Origin of the sequence: Megasphaera indica (genome assembly GCF_046614755.1) — a bacterium.
Classification (GTDB): domain Bacteria; phylum Bacillota; class Negativicutes; order Veillonellales; family Megasphaeraceae; genus Megasphaera; species Megasphaera intestinihominis.
The window spans coordinates 17,980-44,730 of record NZ_JBKKJR010000009.1; the positions used below are offsets into that span (position 1 = coordinate 17,980).

General features: G+C 57.0%; 21 protein-coding genes. 20 read left to right on the plus strand and 1 reads right to left on the minus strand.

Annotated features, from left to right (window positions below; translation table 11 throughout):
* Nucleotides 1–110 precede the first annotated feature (110 nt).
* Both ACFCTO_RS06120 and ACFCTO_RS06125 read left to right on the plus strand, forming a co-directional pair.
* Nucleotides 111–1,031, plus strand: coding sequence for an alpha/beta hydrolase (locus ACFCTO_RS06120; RefSeq protein ID WP_499876565.1), 921 nt, complete (start codon nucleotides 111–113; stop codon nucleotides 1,029–1,031).
* A gap of 56 nt (nucleotides 1,032–1,087) precedes the next feature.
* Nucleotides 1,088–2,401: a zinc ribbon domain-containing protein gene (locus ACFCTO_RS06125; protein WP_499876566.1), complete on the plus strand. Its 1,314-nt coding sequence runs from the start codon at nucleotides 1,088–1,090 to the stop codon at nucleotides 2,399–2,401.
* A gap of 178 nt (nucleotides 2,402–2,579) precedes the next feature.
* On the opposite strand, the gene ACFCTO_RS06130 is transcribed toward ACFCTO_RS06125, so the two are convergent.
* The gene (locus ACFCTO_RS06130) at nucleotides 2,580–4,745 is read right to left on the minus strand and encodes a Tex family protein (protein ID WP_303149808.1); all 2,166 of its coding nucleotides are present in this window, start codon (nucleotides 4,743–4,745) and stop codon (nucleotides 2,580–2,582) included.
* 194 nt (nucleotides 4,746–4,939) lie between these two features.
* Here ACFCTO_RS06130 and ACFCTO_RS06135 point away from each other — a divergent pair, with 194 nt between their 5' ends.
* From ACFCTO_RS06135 to ACFCTO_RS06220, 18 genes are all read left to right on the plus strand, one after another.
* Nucleotides 4,940–5,350: a Fur family transcriptional regulator gene (locus ACFCTO_RS06135; RefSeq protein WP_292261342.1), complete on the plus strand. Its 411-nt coding sequence runs from the start codon at nucleotides 4,940–4,942 to the stop codon at nucleotides 5,348–5,350.
* Between the two features lie 118 nt (nucleotides 5,351–5,468).
* Nucleotides 5,469–6,299 carry a deoxyribonuclease IV gene (locus ACFCTO_RS06140; RefSeq protein ID WP_292261339.1) on the plus strand — a complete coding sequence of 277 codons (831 nt, stop codon included), beginning with the start codon at nucleotides 5,469–5,471 and terminating at the stop codon, nucleotides 6,297–6,299.
* A 19-nt stretch (nucleotides 6,300–6,318) separates the two neighbouring features.
* Complete coding sequence (locus ACFCTO_RS06145) at nucleotides 6,319–7,464, plus strand: exonuclease SbcCD subunit D (RefSeq protein ID WP_499876567.1); 1,146 nt, start codon at nucleotides 6,319–6,321, stop codon at nucleotides 7,462–7,464.
* Nucleotides 7,461–10,505 (plus strand): AAA family ATPase, encoded by a 3,045-nt coding sequence (locus tag ACFCTO_RS06150; RefSeq protein ID WP_499876568.1) that lies wholly within the window; start codon nucleotides 7,461–7,463, stop codon nucleotides 10,503–10,505. Before ACFCTO_RS06145 ends, ACFCTO_RS06150 begins: the two co-directional genes overlap by 4 nt.
* 52 nt (nucleotides 10,506–10,557) lie before the next feature.
* Entirely contained in the window at nucleotides 10,558–11,040 is a 483-nt protein-coding gene (locus ACFCTO_RS06155; protein WP_292296055.1) for a YbaK/EbsC family protein, read from the plus strand.
* A 19-nt stretch (nucleotides 11,041–11,059) separates the two neighbouring features.
* On the plus strand, nucleotides 11,060–11,422 hold the full coding sequence (locus ACFCTO_RS06160) for a VOC family protein (protein ID WP_292261332.1): 363 nt from the start codon (nucleotides 11,060–11,062) through the stop codon (nucleotides 11,420–11,422).
* Between the two features lie 3 nt (nucleotides 11,423–11,425).
* Nucleotides 11,426–12,136 carry a tRNA threonylcarbamoyladenosine dehydratase gene (locus ACFCTO_RS06165; protein WP_292261329.1) on the plus strand — a complete coding sequence of 237 codons (711 nt, stop codon included), beginning with the start codon at nucleotides 11,426–11,428 and terminating at the stop codon, nucleotides 12,134–12,136.
* 270 nt (nucleotides 12,137–12,406) lie between these two features.
* A complete protein-coding gene (gene nrdD / locus ACFCTO_RS06170) occupies nucleotides 12,407–14,557 on the plus strand; it encodes an anaerobic ribonucleoside-triphosphate reductase (protein WP_499876569.1) in 2,151 nt (716 codons plus the stop codon).
* 13 nt (nucleotides 14,558–14,570) lie between these two features.
* A complete protein-coding gene (gene nrdG / locus ACFCTO_RS06175) occupies nucleotides 14,571–15,077 on the plus strand; it encodes an anaerobic ribonucleoside-triphosphate reductase activating protein (protein WP_020311325.1) in 507 nt (168 codons plus the stop codon).
* A gap of 422 nt (nucleotides 15,078–15,499) precedes the next feature.
* Nucleotides 15,500–15,664 carry a hypothetical protein gene (locus tag ACFCTO_RS06180; protein WP_020311326.1) on the plus strand — a complete coding sequence of 55 codons (165 nt, stop codon included), beginning with the start codon at nucleotides 15,500–15,502 and terminating at the stop codon, nucleotides 15,662–15,664.
* 113 nt (nucleotides 15,665–15,777) lie between these two features.
* A complete protein-coding gene (gene thiF, locus ACFCTO_RS06185; protein ID WP_499876570.1) occupies nucleotides 15,778–16,575 on the plus strand; it encodes a sulfur carrier protein ThiS adenylyltransferase ThiF in 798 nt (265 codons plus the stop codon).
* 582 nt (nucleotides 16,576–17,157) lie between these two features.
* Entirely contained in the window at nucleotides 17,158–18,051 is an 894-nt protein-coding gene (locus ACFCTO_RS06190; RefSeq protein WP_499876571.1) for a phage replisome organizer N-terminal domain-containing protein, read from the plus strand.
* A gap of 76 nt (nucleotides 18,052–18,127) precedes the next feature.
* A complete protein-coding gene (locus ACFCTO_RS06195; protein WP_499876572.1) occupies nucleotides 18,128–18,457 on the plus strand; it encodes a hypothetical protein in 330 nt (109 codons plus the stop codon).
* Between the two features lie 1,296 nt (nucleotides 18,458–19,753).
* Nucleotides 19,754–20,194 (plus strand): 50S ribosomal protein L13, encoded by a 441-nt coding sequence (gene rplM, locus ACFCTO_RS06200; RefSeq protein WP_020311348.1) that lies wholly within the window; start codon nucleotides 19,754–19,756, stop codon nucleotides 20,192–20,194.
* Between the two features lie 22 nt (nucleotides 20,195–20,216).
* Complete coding sequence (rpsI, locus tag ACFCTO_RS06205; RefSeq protein WP_020311347.1) at nucleotides 20,217–20,609, plus strand: 30S ribosomal protein S9; 393 nt, start codon at nucleotides 20,217–20,219, stop codon at nucleotides 20,607–20,609.
* Nucleotides 20,610–20,849: 240 nt separating this feature from the next.
* Entirely contained in the window at nucleotides 20,850–21,941 is a 1,092-nt protein-coding gene (locus ACFCTO_RS06210; protein WP_499876573.1) for an iron-containing alcohol dehydrogenase family protein, read from the plus strand.
* 109 nt (nucleotides 21,942–22,050) lie between these two features.
* Nucleotides 22,051–24,243, plus strand: a complete 2,193-nt coding sequence (locus ACFCTO_RS06215; protein WP_499876574.1) for a U32 family peptidase — start codon at nucleotides 22,051–22,053, stop codon at nucleotides 24,241–24,243.
* Nucleotides 24,244–24,263: 20 nt separating this feature from the next.
* Nucleotides 24,264–26,627: an endonuclease MutS2 gene (locus ACFCTO_RS06220; RefSeq protein ID WP_499876575.1), complete on the plus strand. Its 2,364-nt coding sequence runs from the start codon at nucleotides 24,264–24,266 to the stop codon at nucleotides 26,625–26,627.
* Nucleotides 26,628–26,751: the final 124 nt, after the last annotated feature.

Here is a 26,751-nt window from a genome sequence, read left to right on the forward strand (position 1 = left end):
TGCCGCCCAGTATCCAGCAGGTCGCCCGCGTGGCGCCCCCTACGGTGCCAAAAGGGATATTTTTTGTTACAATTTAAAACTATATAAGAAGAGGGAAAGAGGGGTTTACGATGAGTGCAATTAAAACGGAACTGGCAGCTTTTATCGCTGCCCATACGAGTGAGGATTTTATCATGACGCCGATTACCATGCGCGAAGCGTCGCTGCATACGGCATGGGAACAAGAGCTGCCGAAAGTGCCGATGGCATCGGTCGTCGATACGGTATTGGACGGCTGTGAGGTCTACGACGTGCCGGTCCGCATCTATATTCCCGATACGAGCCGGCCCCTGCCGGTCCTGATCTACTATCATGGCGGCGGTTTTGCCATCGACACGGTCGCCGTCTATGACCCGGTCTGCCGCCGCATTGCCCAGGCAACGCAGCATATCGTCATTTCTCCGGAATATCGCCTGGCTCCGGAAAATCCTTATCCTGCGGCCTATGAAGATGCCCTGGCCGTAGCCCGGAAGGCCCTGACTGCGCTCGATGCCTTGCAGATCCCCTACCAGGCGGACCTGACCTTGTGCGGTGACAGCGCCGGCGGCTGCATGGCGGCTTATACGAGCCAGGCCCTGCAGCATGATGCATCCCTTCCGCTGACTCATCAGATCCTGGTCTATCCCTGCCTGGATATGACCCACTCCTTCCCGTCGGTCCAGGAGAACTGCAATACCCGGACGGGCTTTACGCCGGCCAAGATGACCTGGTATTTCAACCAGTGTTTCCGTCCCGGTGACGACCGCCGGGATGCCTCGCCCCTCTTTGGCGAATTGTCGGCAGATATGCCGGCAACGCTGGTCTTGACGACGCAGTTCTGCCCCTTCCGCGACGAAGGCCGCGATTACGTGCGCCGCCTGGCTGAAAAAGGCGTGCGGGCCGAAACGTATAATTACGGCAACATGGTCCATTCGTATCTCAACTTTGAAAAATTATGCTACGACGAAATCTGCGACACCTATCGGCGCATGGCCGATTTTTTGCAAGACTGAGGGAAATGGCTTATACTAGAAGCATGTACTTACGCTAAGTAAAGGATGTGTTTTTTATGAAGAAATGCCAACAATGCGGGGCGCCCTTGCAGGACGACGACCGCTTTTGCCAGGCCTGCGGCGCTGAACAGCTGCCGGAAGGGGAACCGAAGAAACGCATTTGTCCGGAATGTGGCAAATGGGTGAGCGTCGATGGGAAATTCTGCCCCTTCTGCGGTGCCGAACTGCCGGAAATGGATGATGACGAACCGGTCATCGACGAAGCGACGGGAACGGAAACCTTTGTCCATAAGCACCGGGAACCGGTCCGGGACGAAGAGCCGCAGCGGCCGCCGCAGCCGATGGAACGACCGGTCATGACGGGCCGGCCGACGCCGCCGCCTTTTCAGGAAAAGCCTTTTTACGTGCGCTATCAGAAGGCCATCATCGCCGGTATCATCGTCCTCGTCCTGGCTCTGGCCGCTGCCGTGGCCTTTCACTTCTATGGCAGCCGCAGCAGCGGGGACTATGTGAAGGATGCCGTTTCCCTGTCGCAGCAGCTGGCGTCGGAAAATGAATCCGCCACCAGTACGGCCAAGCGCCTGAGCCAGAAGAGCAAAGGCGACGATGTCGATTCCCTGGTCAAGGATTTGGGCAAGAGCCGCAAGAACGTCGAAAAGATGGCCAAGAATTATCAGCCCAAGACCATCCCCGACCAGTATGCCGCCGATGACAAGGCTATCCGCGAAGTCATGCGCGACCAGATGGCCATGTATGACACGGCCATGACGATTGCTGAAAATCCGTCAGACGACGCTATCAGCGAAAAATTAGATGACCTGCGCGACGAAGTCCAGAAGGCCAAGAAGACGGCGCGGACCATCAAGGTCCCAGGTGCCGATTTCACAGCTGCCGTCGATGGCGACGACCTGGTCAGCTACCTGGAAAAATACGTCAGCGTCCAGACCAAGACCGATGAAAAGCCGCAGCCTGAAGCCAAGGCCAATCCGGATAAGCAGATCCTGGCGTCCTATGCCAGCAGCAAGGACTTGTTCAACGACGATATCGGCAAATTGGCCGGCGACATCAACGCCTACTTGAATGACCACACGGACTTCAAGGGCAATCGCGAGTTCACCAGCCGGGCCAATACGCTCTACGTCCAGATTTCTAAGACCCGCAGCCAGCTGGACAACGATACGTCCATCGACAATACGGCCATGAAATATAAGCTCGATGCCCTCTTCCAGGCCGAACAGGACCGCGTCCGCGGCCTCTACGACGGCGTCAGCGCCAGCCAGCGCGGACAGGACTACCGCCCAGGCTTCCAGCGGGGCCAGGCCGCATCGAACCGCTACGATAAACTCAACGACGAGTGGAATAGTTTGTAATGTTCGTGGTTAGTGGCTAGTGGTTCGTAGGGGCCGCCCTCTGGGCGGCCCCTACGGCTGAATGGTGAATCGGGCGGGCGCCCCACGTGGTCGCCCCTACAGAAAAGCTTTAAATTTAAAGCCATCTGCTAACCCCTAAAAAAGGAGCTGTCGCAATGCGACAGCTCCTTTTTCACACTCATTTCTTCACTTTTTTCATGGACAGGCCGATGCGGCCGCGGGCGGCGTCGACGCTGATGATTTCGGCTTCGACGATGTCGCCGGCGTGGACGACGTCCGTCGGATGGCGGAAGGGATGCCGGCTCAGCTGGGAGCGGTGGACCAGTCCCGGCGTCTTGAGGCCGAAGTCGACGAAGGCGCCGAAGTCGACGACGTTCTGGACCGTGCCGCGGACGACGGAGCCGATCTGCAGGTCCGACAGGGACAGGACGTGGCGGCGCGTCAGCGGTTTCGGGAAGTCGCTGCGGACGTCGCGGCCGGGCTTGCGCAGTTCTTCCAGGATGTCTTTGATCGTCGGCTCACCGGCGCCGAGGGAGGCGGCCAGTTTGGGGGCGGCGTTCATCTGGATCTTATCGCGCAGGATGGCTAATTTTTCCGGGTCCTTGAGCTCGTCATGGCTCAGGCCGTAGTGGCCGGCTATCTTTTCGGCCAGGCCGTATGATTCGGGATGGACCGACGTGTTGTCCAGCGGCTCCGTCCCGTCCTTGATGCGCAGGAAACCGGCGCACTGGGTGAACGTCGCCGGGCCCAGGCGGGGGACGTTGAGCAGGTCCTGCCGGTTCTGGAAGGGGCCGTTCTCGTTGCGGTAGGCGACGATATTGCCTGCCGTCGCCGCCGTCAGGCCGGCGATGTGCTGCAAGAGTGCCGGCGATGCCGTGTTGAGGTCGACGCCGACGTAGTTGACGACAGACGTGACGACCTGGTCCAGGGCGGCCGACAGGGCTTTCTGGTTGACATCGTGCTGATACTGGCCGACGCCGATGGCCCGCGGGTCGATCTTGACCGATTCGGCCAGAGGGTCCTGGATGCGGCGGGCGATGGAAACGGCGCCGCGGATGGTGACGTCCAGGTCCGGCAGTTCCTCCCGGGCCAGGTCCGATGCGGAATAGACGGACGCGCCGGCTTCGTTGGCGATGACGTAGCGGCATTTCAGGTGATAGGCTTCGATGAGATGGGATACGAATTGTTCCGTTTCATACGAGGCCGTCCCGTTGCCGATGGAAATGAGGGTGACGCCGTGGCGGCGTATCATGTTGGCCAGGCTGACGGCGCTCTGGTGTTTCTGCTGTTCCGAGTGGGTCAGGTAGTACGTGCCGTAGTCGAGGACCTGTCCCGTCGCGCTGATGACGGCGGCCTTGCAGCCCGTCCGGAAGCCCGGGTCCAGGCCCAGGATGATCTGGCCGGCAAAGGGCGGCTGCAACAAGAGGTGGCGCAGGTTTTCGGCAAAGACGTCGATGGCCTGTTTTTCGGCCTGTGCCGTCAGTTCGTTGCGGATTTCCCGTTCCATCTGCGGCGAAATGAGGCGCTTGTAACTGTCGGCGGCGGCGTCGCGCAGGATCTGGTCATACGGCGACGGCCTGGTGATGACCAGCTGGCAGAGCATGGCGATGTGGCGGTCTGCCGGCTCCTTCAAGGTGACTTTCAGTTTCTTTTCGTTTTCGCCGCGGTTGATGGCCAGGATGCGGTAGCTCGGGATGCGGGCGACGCGTTCGCTGAAGTCGGCATAGGTCAGCATGGGACCGGCTTGGTCTTCTTCGACTTGCAGGCTGCAGGTCAGGCGGGCCTGCTGCCACAGTTCGCGGCGCAGGTGGCGGCGGAAATCGGCCCGTTCCGAAAAGCGTTCGGCCAGGATGTTGGCTGCGCCCTGGATAGCGTCTTCGACGGTCGGTACGTCATCGCTGAGAAAGGCCAGGGCGGCGTCTTCCGGATCCGGGCCCTTGGGGTCCTGGCTGGCAAAACAGTCGGCCAGCGGTTCCAGACCGGCTTCGCGGGCCATGGAGGCCTTCGTCCGTTTCTTGGGTTTATAGGGCAGGTAGAGGTCTTCGACGTCCTGGAGCTGCCGGGCCGCTTCCAGGCTCCGTGCCAGGTCGTCGTTCCAGCAGCCCTGGTCCATGATGGACTGGCGGACCGTTTCTTTGCGGCTGGCCAGGGCCTGTTCGTATTCATATTGCTCCTGGATGCAGCGCAGCTGTACTTCGTCGAGGGTCCCTGTCGCTTCTTTCCGGTAGCGGGCGATGAAAGGGATGGTATTGCCCTGGGCAAAGAGGGAAAGGGCAGATTGGACTTGAGCCGGGCGGATACCCAGGGTCCTGGCGATTTCAGCGATCATCGTTTCCTCTGTCATGATTACATTCCTTCCTAACAAAATAGTTAATATTACTTATTGTATAAGAAGAATTTCGCGTAAAACATTGAAATTTTTCTTAATAACCGTTACAATATAATACAGGATACTCTTCAGTATTCTATATGATTCAAGACTAGAATAAAGCTAGAATATCTTATTATACCACAGTTTTCCAAGAAAGGGGGATAAAAATGGAAATTGCTGAAGTTTTGCGAAAAAACGGTTATAAAGTCACACCGCAGCGCCTGGCTGTGTACGAAGCCATTAACCACAATCCGACGCATCCCAATGCCGAGGCGATTTATAAGATCTTGCAGCCCAATTATCCGTCCATGAGTCTGGCTACGGTCTATAAGACCATGGAAATCTTTGCCAAGATCGGCGTAGTCCAGGTATTGCAATGTGCCGAAGATGCCCATCGTTATGATTATAATACGACGCCTCATGCCCATATCCGTTGTGAAAAGTGCAACCGCGTCATCGATATCGACATGGACCAGGAGGGGCTGCGTAAGGCCGCTGCCGAACAGAGCGGCTTCGTCGTCAATGGCGTCAGTATTTCGTTCGTTGGTATTTGCCCGGATTGCCGGGAAAAATCGTAAGTCTTTGATTTTGATTTGATTTTGAATAGAGTCTAGGGACAGGGGGCTGCTGCATGAGGCCGGACGGGCTTTGTGCGGCAGTCTTTTTTATTATCCGTCGCCAGGAGGAAGAAAAAATATGTTACATATTGGATGTCATTTATCGGTTTCACAAGGATTTTTGCACATGGGTGACGAAGCCTTATCTATAGGGGCAGATACGTTCCAGTTCTTCTCCCGCAATCCCCGCGGCAGCGGCGTCCGCAAACTGGACGTCGACGATATACAGGCCCTGAACCAGCTCATGGCAGCCCATCACTTCGCGCCCATCCTGGCCCATGCGCCGTATACCCTGAACGGCTGCTCGAAGACGGCCAAGACGCGGGATTTCGCCCGCCAGGCCATGGCCGACGACCTGCGCCGCCTGGAATACGTCGACAACTGCCGCTACAATTTCCATCCCGGCAGCCACGTCGGCCAGGGCGCTGAAACGGGCATCGCCCTCATTGCCGACATGCTCAACACCTGTATGTTCCCCGGCCAGAAGACGACGGTCCTCCTGGAAACCATGGCCGGCAAGGGGACGGAAGTGGGCCGGACCTTTGAAGAACTGGCGGCCATCATCGACAAAGTGGCCATGAACGATAAAATCGGCGTCTGCCTCGATACGTGCCACGTCTTTGACGGTGGCTACGATATCGTCCACCATCTGGACGACGTATTGACGACTTTTGATAAGGTCATCGGCCTGGACCGGTTGAAAGCCGTCCACGTGAACGACAGCAAGAACGAGCTGGCCAGCCACAAGGACAGGCATGAAAAAATCGGCCAGGGCCACATCGGCCTCGAAGCCTTCCGGGCCATCGTCAATCATCCGGCCCTGCGGGACCTGCCCTTTTATCTGGAAACACCCAACGATATGGCAGGCTATGCCCGGGAAATCGCCCTGCTGCGGTCGCTGCAGCAGTAGCTTGGTAAGGAGGTATTCTATGCGCATCTTACATACAGCCGACTGGCATTTAGGTAAATTATTCTATGGGAACTATCTGACCGAAGACCAGGCCTACGTCCTGGAGCAGCAGCTCCTGCCCATGATACGGGACGAGGGCATCGATGCCGTCGTCCTGGCTGGCGACGTCTATGACCGCAGCCTGCCGCCGGCCGAAGCGGTGGAACTCTTCGACGACGTGGCCACGCGGATCACGGCGGATCTGCACGTCCCCTTCCTGGTCATCAGCGGCAACCACGACAGCCCGGCCCGCCTGTCCTTTGCCAGCCGCCTCCTGGCGCCGCAGGGCCTCTATATGGCCGGTGAACTGGAGCGCCTTACGGGTCCGGTCGTCCTAGAAGATGACGCCGGACCGGTCGCCTTCCTGAACGTCCCCTATGCCGAACCGGCCGTCGTCCGCCAGTGCCTCGGTCAGGATGAGGTCCGCAGCCACCAGCAGGCCATGGAGGCCCTCCTCGGCTGGCAGGGCAGCCAGGTCCCGGACGGTGTGCGCACGGTCTGCGTCGCCCATGCCTTCGTCGCCGGCGGCGTAGCCGGTGATTCGGAACGGCCCTTGTCCATTGGCGGGACGGACCAGGTGACGAGCGGCCTCTTTGCGCCGTTCAGCTATACGGCCCTGGGCCATCTCCACGGGCCGCAGAAAGTCACGAGCGATACCATCCGCTATGCCGGCAGCCTGCTCAAATACTCGTTCGGCGAAGCTCGCCAGCATAAAGGCGCCGTCATCGCCGACATCGGGCCCGACGGAAAAGTGGACCTGGCCTTCCGGGATTTCGTGCCGCGCCACGACGTGCGCATCGTCAGCGGAACCTTCGAGGCCATCATGGCGGCCGATGACGACAGGCCGGACGACTTCATCCTGGCCCGCCTCGACGACAGCCAGCCCATCCTCGACGGCATGGCCCGCCTGCGGCGCAAATACCCCAATGCCATGGCGATGGAAATGCCCAACCGCAATACCCGGGCCGCAGGACAGCGCGATTTCGACGTACAGCAGGTGACGGAACAGGAACTGTTCACCAGCTTTGCCCAGGCCATGCGGCCGGACCAGCCCCTGACCGAAGCCGAGCAGGACTGCGTCCGCACCTTGTGGGATGAATTAGAAAAGGGAGGCAGCCTGTTATGATTCCTATTTACTTAGAAATGAAGGCCTTTGGCCCCTATGCCGGCCAGGAAATCGTCGACTTCCGCGAACTGGGCGACCACAAACTCTTCCTCATCTATGGACCGACGGGTTCCGGCAAGACGACCATCCTCGATGCCATGTGCTACGCCCTCTACGGCAGTACCAGCGGCGACAGCCGCACTGGCGCCCACATGCGCAGCGAGTACGCGTCGCCTCAGGAAGCGACGGCCGTGTCCTTCCGCTTTGCCATCGGCCGGAAATACTACCGCATCGACCGCAGCCCGGAACAGGAAATCGCCAAGAAGCGCGGCACGGGCCTGAAGAAAGCCGCGGCCCACGCGGCCTTATATGAAACGGACGAAGACGGGGCCCAGGAACAGCTCATAGCCGCCAAGAACGTGACGGCTGCCGTCGAAAGGCTGCTGGGCTTCAAGGCCGACCAGTTCCGCCAGGTCGTCCTCCTGCCGCAGGGCGACTTCCGCAAGCTCCTCCTGGCCGGTTCCAGTGAGCGCCAGCAGATCATGCAGACCCTCTTCCACACCCAGCACTACGCGCGGCTCCAGGAGCTGGCCAAAGCCCGCCACGACACCCTGGCCGGCCAGTATGAGCAGGTATGCCAGCGGCGGGAACAGTGCCTGGCCGACCTGGGCATCGCCAGCGAAGAAGAGCTGCCGGATAAAGAGAAAGCCTGGCAGGATAAAAGCGCCGCCGTCGATGCACAGTGGCACGAGGCTGAAAGCCGGCGCCAGACCTGCCAGTCTGCCTTCCAGGCCGCCCAGACCTTGGAAAATCACTGGCTCCTGCGGGACCAGAAGCGCCGGGAAGCGGCGCAGCTCCAGGACCAGGCCGGCCGGTTCCAGGAAAAACGGGATACCATCGCCATCCTGCGCCAGGCTGAAATCCTGGCCGAACCGTGCCGTCACCTCGACGACCTGGAAAAAGAGGGCAAAGAGGCTCATAAGGCCGCTGAAAAGGCGCGCAGACTGGCCGAGAAGGCCGAGAAGGACCTGGCTGAAGCCCAGCGGCAGCTGGCGGCCCTTTCGGCCCGTGAGAGCGGCTATAAGGCAGCCTGCGAAGAACGGGTCCAGCTGACGGGCCTGCAGGAAAAAGCCGGCTCCTACCGGGACTGCTGCCTAGAAGAAGAACGCTGCCGCAAGGCGGCAGGCGAAGCCGAACGGCGCTGGGACCAGGTGCGGCAGAAAAAGGAAGCAGAAAAACAGGCCCTCGACAAGGCCCGGGAAGCCGTCGCCGGCCTGGCCGAACAGGCCGTAGCAGCGGAACAGGCCAAAGCCCACTGGCAGGCCCTGAGTGACCGGCTCCAGCGCGAAGGCCAGGCTGCTTCCCTGGAAGAGCAGCTGAAAGAAGCCGGGAAACAATGGCAGCACAGTCAGAACTTCCTGGAAAAAGCCGCCGCCAAGGCACGGGACGAACGCGTGGCCTATGAAAGTGTCCGGGCCCTGTTCCTCCGGGCCCAGGCCGCCGTCCTGGCATCGGAACTGGAAGAAGGGAAACCCTGCCCGGTCTGCGGCTCGGCGGCCCATCCCATGCCGGCCGTGCGCCCGGATTCCCTGCCGGAACGGCGCGACGTCGAACAACACCAGAAACGGGCCGACGCCAGCGAAGCCAAGCGCCAGCAGTGGGAAGTGACGGCCAAAGCCGACGAGACTCGCCATCAGGCCTTGAAAGAGCAGTACGACGCCCTGCGCCGCCAGTATCCTCAGGACGGGACCCTGGCCGACTGGCAGGACAAGGCCGAACAGGCCCGGAAAGCCATGGAAGACCTGCAGCAGCAGTTACAGGCCGGTGAAGCCCTCAAAAAGGCCGTCGCCGCCGGCCAGGCCCGGCTGAGCCGCTGGGAAAAGGACGAAGAAGCGGCCCGGACGGCAGCCGAACAGGCGCGGACCCTTGCGGCCAAGGCGGCCGAAACGAAGGCCCGCCTGGAAGCGGACCTGCCCGAAGCCTATCGTGACCTGAAGGCCCTGCAGCAGCGCCTGGATGCCTTGGGCAAGGCCATTGCAGCCTACGAAAAGGACTTGCAGCAGTACCGCGACGCCGTCGTCGCCGGCGAACGCCAGGCTGCCAAGCAGCAGCAGGAAGCGCAGAACTGGCAGCACCAGGTCGAAGTGCTGCGGGACCGCTTCAGCCAGGGGGTCCAGGCCCTGCGGGACCGCGTCGTGGCAGCCGGTTTCGAGAGCGTCAAGGCCTGCCGGGCCATGCAGGCTGCAGTCGGCCAGATCCCGGAACTGGAAGCGGCCGTCCGTCAGTACGACACCCAGGTCCAGCAGGTACAGGGTCAGCTGGACCAGGAAGAAAAGGCCATCGGCAGCCAGCCCCGGCCCGACGTGGCGGCAGCCCGCACGGCGTTAACTGAAGCTGAAAAAGCCAGCCAGGCCTTGGGCGAAGAAAAGGGCAGCCTGGCCGCACAGTACCGGCGCTGGCAGCAGGGCAAAGCGGCCCTGGCCGCCCTGCAGCAGGAAGGCCGGGACCTGACCGAGGCTTATAAGACCGTCGGCGCCGTCTACGAACTCATCGCCGGCAAACAGACGGGCATCAATTTTGAACGCTACGTCCTCGGTGCCCTCCTCGATGAAGTCCTGGCCGCCGCCAACGGCCGCCTGCAGGGCATGAGCCGCCAGCGCTACAGCCTGCAGCGCTCCCGGTCGTGGGACGACAAGCGGGTCAAACAGATCGGCCTGGACATCGAAGTCTACGACAACTATACGGGCTATGCCCGGCCGGCCAACACCCTGTCCGGCGGCGAGACCTTCCTGGCCTCCCTCTCCCTGGCCCTGGGCCTGGCTGACGTCGTCCAGGCGTATTCCGGCGGCATCCACCTGGATACGATGTTCATCGACGAAGGCTTCGGCACCCTCGACGGGGAAACCCTGGATTATGCCCTGAAGACCCTGGCGTCCCTGCGCAGCGGCGGCCGCCTGGTCGGTATCATTTCCCACGTGCCGGAGCTGAAGGAACGCATCGATGCCCGCCTGGCCGTCCACAAGACCGACCGGGGCAGTACGTCGTCCTTTGAGTTTGCCTGAGCGCCGCGATTAGTATATAATACAATTATAACGAATTGAGAGGGGGAGCAACGTGTCTATTCAAAAAGTACGCGACTATTTTGCCCAGTGGGGGATGGCAGACCGGGTCATGGAACTCGACCAGTCCAGTGCGACCGTCGAAGAAGCAGCCGCAGCCCTTCATACGGAAGGCCGGCGCATTGCCAAGTCCATGTCTTTCCTCATCGGCGACCATCCGATCCTAGTCCTTTTCGCCGGTGATGCCCGCGTGGATAACCATAAGTTCAAAGAACGGTTCCACAAGAAAGCGACCATGATCAAGGCCGGTGACGTGGAACGGTTCATCGGCCATCCCGTCGGCGGCGTCTGTCCTTTCGCCATCAACGAAGGCGTCGACGTCTTCCTGGACGAATCGCTCAAGCGCTTCCAGACCGTCTTTCCGGCCTGCGGCACCGCCAACAGTGCCATCGAACTGACTCTGCCCGAACTGGAAACCTATTCCCATGCCAAGGAATGGGTCGACGTATCCAAGGGCTGGCAGGAAGAGAACCAATAAATAAAAAGGGGGTAGTACTATGCAATTTACCTTTAAGCACACCAATTTCAACGTTTTGAATCTCCAGCGCAGCATGGACTTCTACAAAGAAGCCCTGGGCCTGACCGAAGTCAGCCGCATCGAGAACCCGGATTTCACCATCGTCTATCTCGGCGACGGCGTGTCCGATTTCCAGCTGGAACTGACCTGGCTCAAAGACCGCAAGGAACCGTATAACCTCGGCGAAAACGAATTCCACACGGCTTTTGCCGTCAAGGACATGGATGCGGCCCTGGCCAAGCACAAAGACATGGGCTGCGTCGTCTATGAGAACCCGGCCATGGGCATTTATTTCATCGTCGACCCTGACGGCTACTGGCTGGAAATCATTCCGGAGCGCTAGGCCATGAAGAAAGAATATACCCAGCGGACAGCCCGCCTCATCGGCCAGGATAAGGTGGACGAATTAGATACGAAAAAGGTCCTCATCTTCGGCGTCGGCGGCGTCGGTTCAGCCGTCGTCGAAGCCCTGGGCCGGGCCGGCGTGGGCCATCTCATCCTGGTCGATGCCGACGTCTTCGACCCGTCCAATGTCAACCGTCAGCTGGGGGCGACGGTCCAGACCATTGGCCGGCCGAAGGTCGAAGTCATGAAGGAACGCCTCTTGTCCATCAATCCCGACATCGACGTCGAGACCCATGCGACGTTCTATCTGCCTGAAAGCCATCAGGGCTTCATCGCCCATTCCGGGGCCGATTATGTCGTCGATGCCGTCGATACGATGAGCGCCAAGATCGCCATCATCGACGAAGCCTATCACAGCGGCATCCCCGTCGTGTCCTCCATGGGGGCGGGCAACAAGCTCCATCCGGAATATTTCCAGCTCGATTACATCGAAAAGACCAGCGTCGATCCCCTGGCCAAGATCATGCGCCGGGAACTGAAGAAGCGCCGTATCCGCCGCATCAAGGTGGCCTATTCGACGGAAGTCCCCCATAAGCCTTTCACCGACAGCGACGAAGTACGCCCCAGTCCGGGCAGCATTTCCTTTGTCCCGTCGACGGCGGGCATGATCCTGGCCGGTGCCGTCGTGCGCGACCTCCTGGGGTTGGACTGAGCTCGAAGGGGAAAGAAAATTTTTGCTAGTTATGCACAAGGGCTGCGACTGGAAAAGCGCAGCTCTTGTGTTGTCTTTTCAAGGCCTGCCAGCCATTTTGATAAAAACTAACCTTAACTTGTCCACAACATGATGGAGTATGTACACGTTGACATTCGCTACTATATATAGTATCATAGGGCATGTGAGAAACGGACCCCGTACCATATATCTTGTAGCAGGTATGGGAAAATGTACAATTTGTATACTATATACTGTGGAGGTAGACATATGTTAGAAGTAATCAAGCGCAATGGAGAACGAGTGCCCTTCAATCGAGATAAGATCACCGTAGCGATTGAAAAGGCCATGAACAGCAGCAGCGGTATTTACGAAGAAGGGCAGGCTGCCAAGATTGCCGGTGAAATCGAAGCGTATGCTGCTTCCATCCAGAAGGACCTGACCATTTACGCCATCGAAGACCAGGTCTACTACCGTTTGTTGAAATACAACAATCCGGCCACGGCCAGGGCTTACGAAAACTACAAGACCATCCAGGCCTTCAAGCGCCAGACCAATACGACCGACGACGATGTCTTTGGCCTGCTGAACAACACCAACCTGGAAGTCCTCGACGAAAACTCCAATAAGAACGGCCACGTCGTATCGACGCAGCGCGACCTCATCGCCGGCGAAGTGTCCAAGGACATTGCCCGCCGCAAACTGATCCCGGCCGACATCGTCCAGGCCCACGACAGCGGTGCCATCCATTTCCACGACATGGACTACATCATTCAGCCCATGTTCAACTGCTGTCTCATCAACCTGGAAGACATGCTGGCCAACGGTACGGTCATCAACGGCAAGAAAATCGATACGCCGAAATCCTTCCAGGTCGCCTGCACGGTGACGACGCAGATCATCGCCCAGGTCGCCAGCGGCCAGTACGGCGGCCAGTCCATCAACGGCATCGACCGCATCCTGGCACCGTACGTCCGCAAGTCCTTCAAGAAGTACATGAAAGCCGTCGTCGAAGAACAGCGCGAAGTCTACGGCATCGAACCGGATATGGAAAAGGCTGAAGAAATCGCCTGGAAGCGGACGAAGAAGGAAATCAAGGACGGCATCCAGACCATCCAGTACCAGATCAATACCCTCATGACGACCAACGGCCAGGCGCCGTTCGTCACGCTCTTCATGTATTTCCAGCCGGACTACGAATACGCCAGGGAAGCGGCCCTCATCGACGAAGAATTGCTTCACCAGCGCATCCAGGGCATCAAGAACGAAGCCAACGTCTACGTCACGCCGGCCTTCCCGAAACTCATTTACGTCCTGGACGAACACAACGTCCGCGAAGGCAGCCCGTACTTCTATTTGACCAAGCTGGCCGCTGAATGTACGGCGAAACGCATGTATCCCGACTATATTTCGGCCAAGAAGATGCGCGAATCCTATGAAGGCAACGTCTTCAGCCCCATGGGCTGCCGCTCCTTCCTCAGCCCCTGGAAAGATGAAAAGGGCAACTACCAGTTCGACGGCCGCTTCAACATGGGCGTCGTTTCCATCAACCTGCCGCAGATCGGCATCCTCGCTGACGGCGACGAAGAAAAATTCTTCCAGATCCTCGACAAGCGCCTGGAACTCTGTAAAAAAGCCCTGCTCCTGCGCGTCGACCTCCTCAAGCGCATCACGTCCGACGTATCGCCTATCCACTGGCAGTACGGCGCCATTGCCCGCCTGAAGCCCGGTGAAACCATCGAAAAATTCATCTATGGCGGCTATGCGACCTTGTCCCTGGGCTACATCGGCATCTACGAAGCGACGGTACTGACCAAGCACTGCTCGCACACGGCGCCGGAAGGCCGGAAATTCGCCATGCGCATCATGGACGACCTCAATGCCCACATTAAGAAGTGGCGGAAGGAAACGAACATCGGCTTCGCCCTCTACGGTACGCCGGCAGAAAACCTGACCAACCTCTTCTGCAAGATCGACAAGGCCCGCTTCGGCTCCATCCCCGACGTCACCGACAAAGGCTACTATACCAACAGCTATCACGTCGACGTCCGCGAACCGATCAACGTCTTCGACAAGTTCTCCTTTGAAGCCGACTTTGAAGACAAATCGACAGGCGGCTGCATCAGCTATGCCGAAATCCCCAACATGACCCATAATATCCCGGCTGTCCTGACCATGGTCCAGTACATCTACGACCACATCACGTACGGCGAATTCAATACCAAACTGGACTACTGCCATGAATGCGGCTTTGACGGCGAAATCATCCTCAACGACGACAACGAATGGGAATGCCCGCGCTGCCACAACAAAGACCGCAACAAATTGACCGTCATCCGCCGGACCTGCGGCTATTTGGGCGAAAATTTCTGGAACGAAGGGCGGACGCAGGAAATCAAGAACCGCGTCCTCCATATCTAAGAGGTGACTTGACTTGCATTATGCACAGATGCGGCAATATGACATTGCCAATGGACCGGGAATCCGCTCGACGATTTTCGTCACCGGCTGCTCGCGCCACTGCTTCAACTGTTTCAACCCGGAATACCAGGACCCCAGGGCCGGACAGGAATGGACGGACAAGGAAATGGAACAGCTCCTGTCCTGGCTCAGCGCCCCGACCAACAGCGGCCTGACCCTCCTGGGCGGGGAACCCATGGAAAACACCGACGGCCTGACACAGATCGTCCAAAACGTCAAACAGGCCATGCCCGATAAATCGGTCTGGGTCTACTCGGGCTTCACCTATGACGAAATCATCCAGGACCCGCAGAAAAAAGCCCTCTTAGACGTCTGTGACGTCCTCGTCGACGGCCCCTTCGTCGACGACCTGAAAGACCCGGGCCTCTACTTCCGCGGTTCCTCGAACCAGCGCGTCATCGACCTCAAAGCGACAAGAACCAGCGGCCAGATCACCCTGGTATGGCCCGACGGCCGCTGATGACAAATAATTAACAAAAATTATCCGTTGATATTATTTACAGGAGAAGCCTTACCTGATATAATAACTGTAGGGGCGACCACGTGGGGCGCCCGCTATGAATCATGGTGATTAAGGCAGGTAGTGGCTAGTGACTAGTGACTCGTGGCTCGTGGCTCGTGGCTCGTGACCTGTAGGGGCGCCACGAATAATGGTGAATAGCGCGGTCCGTATCCGTAGGGGCCGTCCCAAAAGCCTTTTTGGCCCGTCAGGTGCCGACCAGCGGAAGGTACAGGACGGCAGCCAAAACGGACAGCAGAGGCTGGCGGCCCGCCTGAATAAATGGTGAATAGGTTTGCCACAGGCCGCAGTTCGCAGGCCGCCGCGGTCCATTGGACCGCACTGCAAACTACAAACTACAAACTCAAAAGGGAGGGCTTCTCATGGTTGTTGAATCGGTGAAAAAAGTTAAGAATATCGTCTCTGAAGTCTTTAAAGGCTATGCCAGCAATTCCAGCGGCGGCTGCTGCGGCGTATCCCTTCCACCGGAAGAACAGCGCCAGCTCAAACGCTTGAAGGAAGGGGCCCAGGCCGAAAAGAAAGATTGACAGGGGCTGCGAAAACAGCTACACTAAGGATATAAGAACAAGACGCACGACGGGGACACCACCTAAGGTGTCAGACGTCGTGCGTTTTTATTTTGTTACGAGGGGTGTATACCATGCAGTTAGTATTGAACGGAAAGAAAATGAATTGTCCCTGTGACCACCTGGAAGACCTGAAAGCCGCCTATGGCAGCGGTCAGGAAATCACCATCGTCAACGGCTTTGCCACGACAGAGAACCTGGCCCTGAAAGAGGGCGATGAAATCTATTTCATCCCCAAAGACCGCCTGCCGCCGAAAGAAGCCCTGGAAGGCATGATGTGTTCCCGCCATACGCCGAAAGTCCACCAGAAAGTCAGCGCCGGCCGCGTCGCCATCTGCGGGCTCGGCGGCCTGGGTTCCAACGCCGCCGTCTACCTGGCCCGGACCGGTGTCGGGCATCTGCACCTCATCGACTTCGATACCGTCGATGCCAGCAACCTCAACCGCCAGTCCTACATGGTCCGCGACCTGGGCCAGCGCAAGACCGACGCCCTGGCCCGGCAGATTGCCGACATCAATCCCTTCATCGACGTCCGCACGGAATTCGTCCGCCTCACCGAAGACAACGTGCCGACCATCCTGAAAGACGACCAGGTCATCTGCGAAGCCTTCGACAACCCCGATGCCAAGACCATGCTCGTCCACACCATCCTGGAACAATGTCCCGATAAATACATTGTCTCCGCTTCGGGCATGGCCGGCTACGGCGACAGCAACGCCATCGAAACAAAAAAAATCACCAGCCACTTCTACATCTGCGGTGACCAGACAAGGAACGCCAAACCCGGCCGCGGCCTCATGGCCCCCAGAGTCGCCATCTGCGCCGGCCACGAAGCCAATTTGATCCTAAAACTCCTGGTCGACGTCTTATAAATGCCTCTCCTCATAGGAGAGGTGGCCCGAAGAGCCGGAGAGGTTTAATAATTTTTTAGAGCCCATGCATTATCATGTGTGGGCTCTTTCTCTTCATAGTTTGTAGTTTTCAGCGAAAACCTTTAAATTTAAATCCATCTGCTAACAACTAACTGCTAGCCACTAACAACTTAAAAGGGCTTGTCGTCATGCGACAAGCCCTTTTTTGTGCTATTTATGACTCAATACAAAGTAACATGAATGGCTTGGCAATCGCATTTTCAGACATCCAATGGCGAAGGTGTAACGGGTTACCTTTATAAGACTAGAAAAGAAAAAGAAGAGAGGAGAAAAAGGTTATAGTAAAATACATAAAAACTTAATGATTTCAAATGGCTTATCTAATATTAATCAATACTGAATAGAAAATAATAAACAAAAAAATGCAACATGATTTTTATGCCGTAAAAAATAAATTGAAAAAGCAGTCTTCTGGCAAAAAAAGATAAAAAAAGTTCGGACGATTGGCGTTTTTTTTGTCTTATATAAGTAGAGGGGTAATTCAGAAAGACAACCCCTAAGACTGAGAAAGAGGTGCTGGCAATGAAAAGACTGCAATGGCTGAAAACAAGGACCGGCTTATTTTCGGATCCCCGTATCTTATTCCTGATGAACCAGGCAAACGGCGATTCTTATATTGTCTTATGGTTTTTCTTGAAGGATATGGCCGGAACGATTAATGACAACGGGTATGTCTACGTATCTGGGCGGGAAGCCATGACGACGCAGCTCATTGCCAAATGCCTGCACCGCCGTCGGCCTTTCATCGAAAAAGGACTGGCGTTGCTGGAAGAAGTGGAACTCATCGAACGCGATGCAAGCGGTCTTATCCGCATTGCCATCTGGGATGAGCTGCAGGATTTCCAGCGCGACGAAAAGCGGCGGGAACAGACGCGCGAACGGGTACAGCGCTACCGCGAGAGGCAGCGCCAATCTCGGCCGGAAGATAGCTCAGTGGATGCGGCGCCTGTCGTGACGGAAACGATGAATCCGCCGGAAGAATCAGAAGCATCCGACGGAAATCCCCCTGCGGCAGAAGAAACGTCGGTCTATGACGGTGAACCCGTGACGACGCCGAAAATGATGCGTGACTATGCATCGGTCCAGAAATACCAGGAGCTTTTCGGCCCCATGCAGGGAGAATTTGCTCAGAAACTCATTGATTTAGAGAAAATGTGGGGCAGCGAAGCGACCTGTATCGCCATCGAACTGGCCCATGAAAATAAAGTCAACAATATCAAATACATCCAGGCCATTTTAAAGAACAGCAATGGTCGTCCTATGAAGGGAAAGAAGAAGGAGGATGAATTCCATGGCTATGCAAACTTTGCTGACTACGTTGCGGGCGTGCTACGGGGAGAACCAGAATACAAACCCGATCTTCATCGAAGCACTGAAAGACAATCTGCCCTCCGGCATATCAGCGACCCAGGCTAAGACTTTAGCACAACGGATTGTCGCGACGCACAAATTCGCCCCGTCCATTGCTGAAATCCTTGAAGAATGGCGGCAGATGCGGCGCGATATGAACCGCCATGTCTATACAGCACCTGTATTTACCGGGAAAATGAGCCCGGAAGCAGCTCTGAAAATACGGGAAGCCAAGCAGCGTATCCATGAAAATCAGTCTGCCGGTATCGGTCCGGTCAGCCTGGAACTCGTGCAGTTCGCCCGGCAGTTTTTCCCGGAAATCAGTGAAACGACGGTTCAGCGGAACAGGCTGGAAATCATGAACTGTAAAAGTGACCGGGAAAAAGAACTGGCAGAAAACAGTAAATTCAGGACCACCATGGCCATGACGGCCAAGGGCGATATAACCTTATTTATCCGAAAAATCATTTGAAAGGAGTGCGCTATGAACCGGATATTAAGATTTTTGAGGAACCTCGACAAGAGGAAATTGATCTTTATCTTGCAGAGAGCCAGTGCCGTTTTGTTACCGATTAGGCCATATCCGGACTGCGGCCGCAATGGGCATTGCCCATGCCCGGCCGTGAAACACAGGACCATGCAGGGCATCGCCATCGGAGGAACAACCGCCAGTGTCCACATGAGGCAATAATTGGGATTCGCAGGCCGCAGTTCGCAGGCGGCCGGCCGCCTCGGACTCAGATGCGGCGTTCCGCCGCGACAGACTCAAACTAACAACGACGCTTCGGGATACCCTCAGCGCGTAGCGGGCCGCCCGCTGTTGCCATTCGTCCAGGTAACCGTCCTGTACCTGACGTGTTAGCATGTTTTGGGCAGCCCCTACGATAGCCCCAATCGGGGCTTTTCTTTACGAGCCGAGGGTCACCCGAGGCGAACGGCGACCGGCGGGCCGATAGGCTCCAATCTACATTAATGGTTCCTTAAATATTTTAAATATTTTGGATTTGGTTCAAAAATGATTAGAAAAGGATTAAGTTTTCCAGAACCGTCCTTTTTCTGTTGTATCATGGAGTTAGGATATATCTGCTCGTTCTGTTTCATATTATAATAAAGAAAAGAATGGTGAATCTGTTGAAAGAAAAATTGACTGCCAACGAAATCCGCTGTCATAGGTATGATTGTATTACGACTATGTGCTGTTCGTCATACATTCCAGCTATGCATAGGATTCACGGCGGGACGCCCGCCACTGCTGTCCGTTCTGGCAGCCGCCCTGCACCTCCCGATAGTCGGTACCTGGCGGACCAGAAAGGCTCTGGGCGTCCCCTACGGTATCGCATACAGGCGATGGGAGAGAAAGAGGTCACAGATTGCAAAAAAAAACACGGCCAATGGCCTTGTGCGTAGGGGCCGACCTTTAACCTCTCAGACCGCCTTTGGCGGCCAGCTCCCCTATAAAGGGAGCCTTGTGCGGCCCGTTGCGAGATTTCATCACAGCCATTTCGAGTATAATGGCAGGTTTTTACGAGCCACGAGCCACGAGCCACGAACAACGAGCCACGATCGTTGCCACGAGCCGAGGGTTACTCAAGGCGGCCGGTGGGGCCGTCGGATTCCCACTCGATAAACTAGAAGAAAAAAAGCTTGACAAGGCCTGTCTAAATCTGTAAAATAAATAAGTAAGCTTTTCACTTGGACTCCATTAGCCCCGGAGAAAGAGCACCAAAAGCTTGGTCAGTTAGTTAAATTCAGGGAGGAATCACACAGCATGAAAACTACATTTATGGCCAATGCAGGCAACATCGAACGCAAATGGTTTGTTGTTGATGCTGAAGGCCAGACATTAGGCCGTCTTGCTGCCGAAGTAGCTAAAGTTCTTCGGGGAAAACATAAACCTACTTTTACCCCGCATGTTGATACAGGCGATTATGTAATCGTAGTAAACGCAGCAAAGGTTAAATTAACAGGTAAAAAATTAATCCAGAAAACCTATTTCCATCATTCCGGTTATCCCGGTGGAGCTAAATTCACTCAGGCCGGCCACATGCTCGAAGCACGTCCGGAACGCGTTGTTGAAATGGCAGTTCGCGGTATGCTCCCGAAAAATAAATTGGGTGAACAGATGTATCGTAAACTGAACGTTTATGCAGGTGCTGAACATCCGCATCAGGCTCAGAAACCTGAAGTTTTGAAGTTAAACATTCGCTAATTAATACCGGGAGGAAGATTTCATGGCAGTAGCACAGTACTACGGCACTGGCCGTAGAAAGACATCCGTTGCTAGAGTTCGTCTGGTTCCGGGTCAGGGTAAAATCACAGTCAACAAAAAAGAATTGAACGAATATTTCGGTCGTAAAACACTGGAATTGGTTATTAAACAGCCGCTCGTACTCACAGGCGTAACTGAACAGTACGACGTCATCGCTGACGTTAAGGGTGGCGGCCCGTCCGGCCAGGCCGGCGCAATCCGTCACGGCATCAGCCGTGCCCTTTTGGAAGTCGACGGCGATTTCCGTCAGGCTCTCAAAAAAGCTGGTTTCCTCACACGCGACCCGCGTGAAAAAGAACGCCGTAAATACGGCCTCAAGAAAGCTCGTAAAGCTTCCCAGTTCTCGAAACGTTAATATTTTTCCAAGATATTTTCGTCAAACCTATGCAATTGAAAGGCGCTGTCGCATGAAGACAGCGCCTTTTTTTGCAGTCAGCGGCCGGCTGCTAACCCCTAACTGCTAGCCACTAACCTCTAAAGGCTTGTCGTCTTGCGACAAGCCTTTTTTGCACACCTCCCGCCACTAGCCCAAGCGGCCTAAAGATGTTAAAATGGATAGGAAATAGGCTGTTTGCTGTGTGAAGGGGGAATCTGCATGTTTACGTATTATATGCCGACGAAGGTATTTTTTGGAAAGGGCTGTATCGCTCAGTCCGGCGAAGTGCTGGCTGATCTGGGACGGAAGGCGCTGCTGGTTACGGGGCGTCATTCGGCCAAGGTGAATGGGTCCCAGGCTGCTGTTGTGGAAAAGCTGGATGAATTGGGGATTTCCTGGTTCCTCTTTGATGAGGTCGAAAATAATCCGTCTGTAGCGAAGATCCGCAAGGCCGCTGCATTGGCCTTGGAAAAGGGCGTCGATTTCGTCATCGGTATCGGCGGCGGTTCGCCCATGGATGCGGCCAAGGCCACCGCCCTGGTCTGCACGCAGGAGCTGGATGATGAACAGTTGTTTACCGGCCCGTACCGCAAGCCCTTGCCCATCGTCGCTGTACCGACGACGGCCGGGACGGGGAGTGAAGTGACCAAGGTCAGCGTCCTGACCAATCCCAAGGCCGGAACCAAGCAGTCCATCAATACGCCGCTCATTTTCCCGGTCTATGCCTTTGCTGACCCGGCCTTTACGGACAGCGTGCCCGAAGCCGTCACTATTGATACGGCCATCGATGCCTTGTCCCATGCCATCGAAGGCTATATGTCCACGGCGTCGACGCCCATGAGTGATGTCTGGGCCGAAGAAGCCATGCGTTTCCTCGGCGTCCATTTGACGGACCTCAAAGGCGACGTTTCGCCTGTCGTCCGGGAAGACCTGCTCTATGGCTCGACCCTGGCAGGCATCACCATTGCCCAGACGGGGACGACCATGGTCCACAGCATGGGCTATATGCTGACCTATTATAAGGGGCTCAGCCATGGCCGGGCCAATGGCCTGCTCTTGCCGGCGTACATGAAGCTCATGGAAGAAACGATGGCCGATAAGGCAGAAAAGGTCTGGGCCATCCTGGGCCTGGCCGGACTCGATGACTTTACGGCCCTCATGCAGGACCTCATGGGCGATACGGTCGACTTGAGTGATGAAGAAATCGAAAAATTCGTCACCATGACCCTGCCGACAGGCGGCGTCCAGCGGACACCCTACACAGTCACGGCAGAGTTGTTGACGGATATATACCGCCATTTGACGGTTTAATGAAAAAAGCGGGCCGCCCAGAACGGGCCGCCTTTCAGGACGGCCCCTACGAACCACTAGCCACTAACCACGAACTACTAACCACTATTATTATCGCAGGAGGATTTTCATGGCAGAATTATTAGCCCCGGCAGGCTCTTTAGAAAACGTACTCACCGCCATTGACGCCGGTGCCGATGCCGTTTATTTTGGCGGGAAAGGCTTCAATGCCCGCAAATTTGCTCATAATCTCGACGATGCTGAAATCGGACAGGCTGTCCGGACGGCTCATTTATTTGGCGTAAAAGTCTATGTCACGGTCAATATCCTTATGGCAGACACGGAATTAGAGGCTTTGTCGGCCTATTTGCAGCGCCTCGACTCATTCGGCGTCGATGGCATCATCGTCCAGGACCTGGCCGTAGCCGCTCTGGCCCGGAAAGTCGCGCCGGATCTGCCGCTCCACGGCAGTACGCAGATGACTGTGGCCGACTTGGACGGCGTCCGTTTCCTCGAGGCCAATGGCTTCACCCAGGCCGTCTTGTCCCGCGAGTTGTCGGCCCAGGAAATCCGTTTCATCGCTTCTCAGTCGTCCATTCCCATTGAAGTCTTCATCCACGGCGCGTCGTGCATGGCCTATTCCGGCCAGTGCCTGATGAGCAGTTTCCTCGGCGGCCGCAGCGGCAATCGCGGTGCCTGTGCCCAGCCCTGCCGTCAGCCTTATACGCTGCTCTGCGATGGCCAACCTGTCATGAAACACGAGGCCTATGTCCTCAGCCTGAAGGATTTGAAATCCCTCGATTATATCGACGACTTGCTCGATGCCGGCGTCACGTCCTTTAAAATCGAAGGCCGCATGAAGGGCGATACGTACGTCCGGACCGTCGTTTCGGCATACCGCAGGGTCATCGATGCCCATTACCAGAGCCCGCAGCAGCGCAAGGCCGCCCATCGCGAAGCGGCAGCCCTCCTGGAAGGCGCCTTTAACCGCAGTTATCAGGCCGATTTCCTGGGAGATTCCGTCAGCCGCCGCACGTTGACCGAACGCAATCCGTCGGGACGGCAGACGGCTGACGACATGGCCGGCGGATTGACGCGGAAACTTTCCATCTATGGCCACGTCGATACGGAAGACCAGGGGAACCTGCGCCTGATCTTGTGGGATGAAAATGGCCATACTGCCTCGGCTGTAGCCGATTTCCAGCCCGAACCGGCCCGCCAGCGGCCGGCAACGGCCGATTACGTCCAGGGCCAGCTCGGCCGCCTGGGCGATACGCCTTTTGCCCTGGCCAGTGTGACCGTGTGGGATGAAACGCGCATGATCCCGGCCAGTGTCCTCAACGGCCTGCGCCGTCAGGCCGTCCAGGCTTTGACCGACAGTATCCTGGCCGATTACCAGCGGCCGGCAGCCGGAAAGGCCCGGCAGCGGCAGGCTCCGGACAGGCAGCAGGGGGACAAGGAGGCCATGCAGCTCGTCGTCCGCTGTGACAGTGTCGACGGCGTCGTCGCCGCGGCGGACCAGGGTGCCGACGTCATCATCTTTGGCGGCGAATCGTACCATCATCATCCCTTCGGCACCAAGGCCTGGCAGGCCGCCGTCCAGGCCGCTCATGAACAGGGCGCGGCTCTGTGGGCCGGTACGCCGCGTATTGTCCGCGAAGAGAACCGGCTGGTCGTCCAGAACGAACTGGAACGGGCCATCACGGCCGGCGTCGACGGCATCTATGCCGGTGCCATGGCCATTTTCGCCATGATAGCCGATTTGAATATTACCGTGCCCGTCCGGGCCGATTGGTCCCTCAATATCTTTAACAGCCAGGCGGCCCGGGCCTATGCATCCTTGGGCTGTACGGCCGTTACGGCGTCTGTCGAGGCGACGCTGCGCCAGTTGAAAGAAATGGTCCGCCAGAGCGGCTGTCCCATCGAAGCTGTCGTCCAGGGCCGGGCCGAAATGATGGTCACTGAGTCCTGCGTCATTTCGTCCTTTGCCGGCAAGGGCCAGAAGAAAGGCTGCCCGGGCGTCTGCAACCGCGGTGCCTATGCCCTGCGGGACCGCCGGGACGAAACGTTCCCTGTCGTCACCGACCAGTATTGCCGCAACCACATCCTCAACAGCCGGGATCTGGATATGGCGCCGTATTATAAAGACCTGTGCCGCGCCGGCATCGCCGCCATCCGCATCGAAGGCCGCGGCCGCACGCCGCAGTGGATCGGCCAGCAGGTCAGCCGGTACCGCCGCCTCTGTGACGGTACGGAAACGATGCTCTTAGGCAGAGAAGACCAGACCGTGACGCGCGGTCATTTCTTCCACGGAATCTTATAACAACAGGAGTAATGCCATTTATGAATAAAAGAAGTATGAGGATTTTGGGATTCTACCAGGTCCAGAACATGCTGGTCCGCCTGGCCCCGTCCCGGTTGTCTAAAGAAATCGCCCGCCGCCTGAGACCGGTGAACGATGGCGATGTCATTGAAAAGAACCTGACCGATACGGAAGAAGCCGTCCGCTGCATGCAGACGGAAACGAGTACGCCCTTCGGCGGCATCGTCGATATCCGTCCGTCCCTGGAAAAGGCCAAGCGCGAAGTGACCCTCGATTCCCATGAATGTATCGATATCTGGAATAACCTCCAGCATTATGGGGAAATCCGGTCGTTCTTCGCCGAACGGGGGGCTGAGTATCCCCAGCTGGCCGAACAGGCTGAGGTCATCGGCGATTTTTCCCAGCTTTCTCATTCTTTCGCCACTGTCTTTGACAACAACCGCCAGATCCGCGACAATGCGTCGCCGGAATTGATGCGCCTGCGCAGCCGTATCGTCGAACTGGAACGGCAGACCAAGCGTTATGTCAATAATGTCCTGCAGAACAAGGAATACCAGAAGTATTTCCAGGATGCCCTGGTCACAGTGCGCAACAACCGCTATGTCATCCCCATCAAGCAGGAATACCGCCATGCCTTTCCCGGCATTGTCCACGATACGTCGGCTAGTGGCTCGACGCTCTATGTCGAACCGTTGGCCATCGTCAATGCCAACAACGACCTGCAGGCCGCCCGCATTGGCGAAACGAAGGAAATCGAACGCATTTTCCGCCGCCTGACGGCCAAAGTGCAGCAGCAGTACAATGACTTGTATGACAGCACGAAGTGTGTCGGTCAGCTGGAATTCGCCTTTGCCAAGGCCCAGTTGGCCTTGAAGATGAAGGCCTGCCGTCCGGCCATTTCCAAGACGCGGGAAATCAGGCTCATCCAGGCCCGCCATCCCCTCATCGACGCCAAGCACGTCGTGCCCAATACCATCGTCATCGGCGGCGATTACCTCATCCTGCTCATTACGGGCTCCAACACGGGCGGTAAGACCGTTTCCATGAAGACCCTGGGCCTTTTGGTCCTCATGCATCAGGCCGGCCTGTTCATCCCCGTCGGTGAATCGTCGGAACTGCCCGTCTTCCGCGACGTCTTTTCCGACATCGGTGACGAACAGGATATTTCCCAGAACCTGAGTACCTTTTCCAGCCATATGAAGCAGCTCATCTACATCCTCAAGCACTGCGGGCCGGAAGACCTCATCCTGGCAGACGAACTCGGTTCCGGTACGGACCCGGCCGAAGGCAGTGCCATCGCCATTGCCATCCTCGACGCCTTTTACCAGAAAGGCTCGTATGTCATGGTCACGACCCATTACAACGACCTCAAGAACTATGCCTATAATACGCCGGGCATCGAAAACGGCCACGTCGAGTTCGATATGGAAACGCTGAAGCCGACGTACAAGCTGCGCATCGGCTCGGCCGGCAGTTCCCACGCCTTCAGCATCAGCGAACGCCTGGGCATGCCCAAGGATATCCTGGAAAAAGCAAAAGACCTGCGCAGCAAGGCCCAGGACATGGATATGGAAAAAGTCCTGACCCAGCTCAATGCACAGGCCAAAAAGATGGACGAAGAACAGGCGGAACTGGAATACCGCCTGCGCGAAGCGCGGAAACTGGAAGATGATTTGCGCAAAGAAAAGGACAAGGTCACGTCGAAGCGGCAGGACATCATCGACGCCAGCCGCCGCGATGCCGTCGACCTCAAGCGCAACCTCCGCGTCGAAGCCGAAAAGATTATCCGCGAGCTGAAGGCCCAGTCTAAGGAGGGGACGGACCGGGAAAAGGCCAAGGCCATCGACAAGGCCCGCCGGGCTATTCAGCAGATTTCCCTACCTGAAGCGGAAAAGCCCCAGCGCGACCCTGTCGACCTGTCGAAATTGAAAGTCGGCCAGCAGGTCTTTGTCAACAACCTGGACAGCGTCGGCACGGTCGAAGACATCGGCAGCAAACAGCTGACCGTCTCCGTCCGGGGCATGACGGTCCGGGTCAAATTCAAGGACGTCAGTGCGCCGTACCTGGACGAATTGAAGAAAGAACAGCAGGCCGAAAAGAAAGCCGCTGCCGCCTCGTCGTACCGGCCTATCCGCACGTCCAGCGTGGCCACGGAATTGAACATCATCGGCAAGACCTTCAGCGAAGCCCTGCCGGAAGTAGAACGCTTCCTCGACCAGGCCCTGGCTGCCGGCTTCAGTCCGGTCAAGATCATCCACGGCAAGGGCAGCGGCGCCCTGCGCCGTCAGATCCACGCCTTCCTCGACGACCAGCCATTCGTCAAGAAATACCAGCTCGACGACGTAGACGGCGGCGGTGCCGGCGTCACCCTGGTCTATTTCTAAGCCGTGATGGCGCAGGAAGGCTTCGGCCATCATGAGAGGCTCCTTTATCTTTATAGTTTGTAGTACGGAGTTTGTAGAAGCTGGTCTTAAATTTTTTACCATTTGCTAAAAACTAAAAACTACA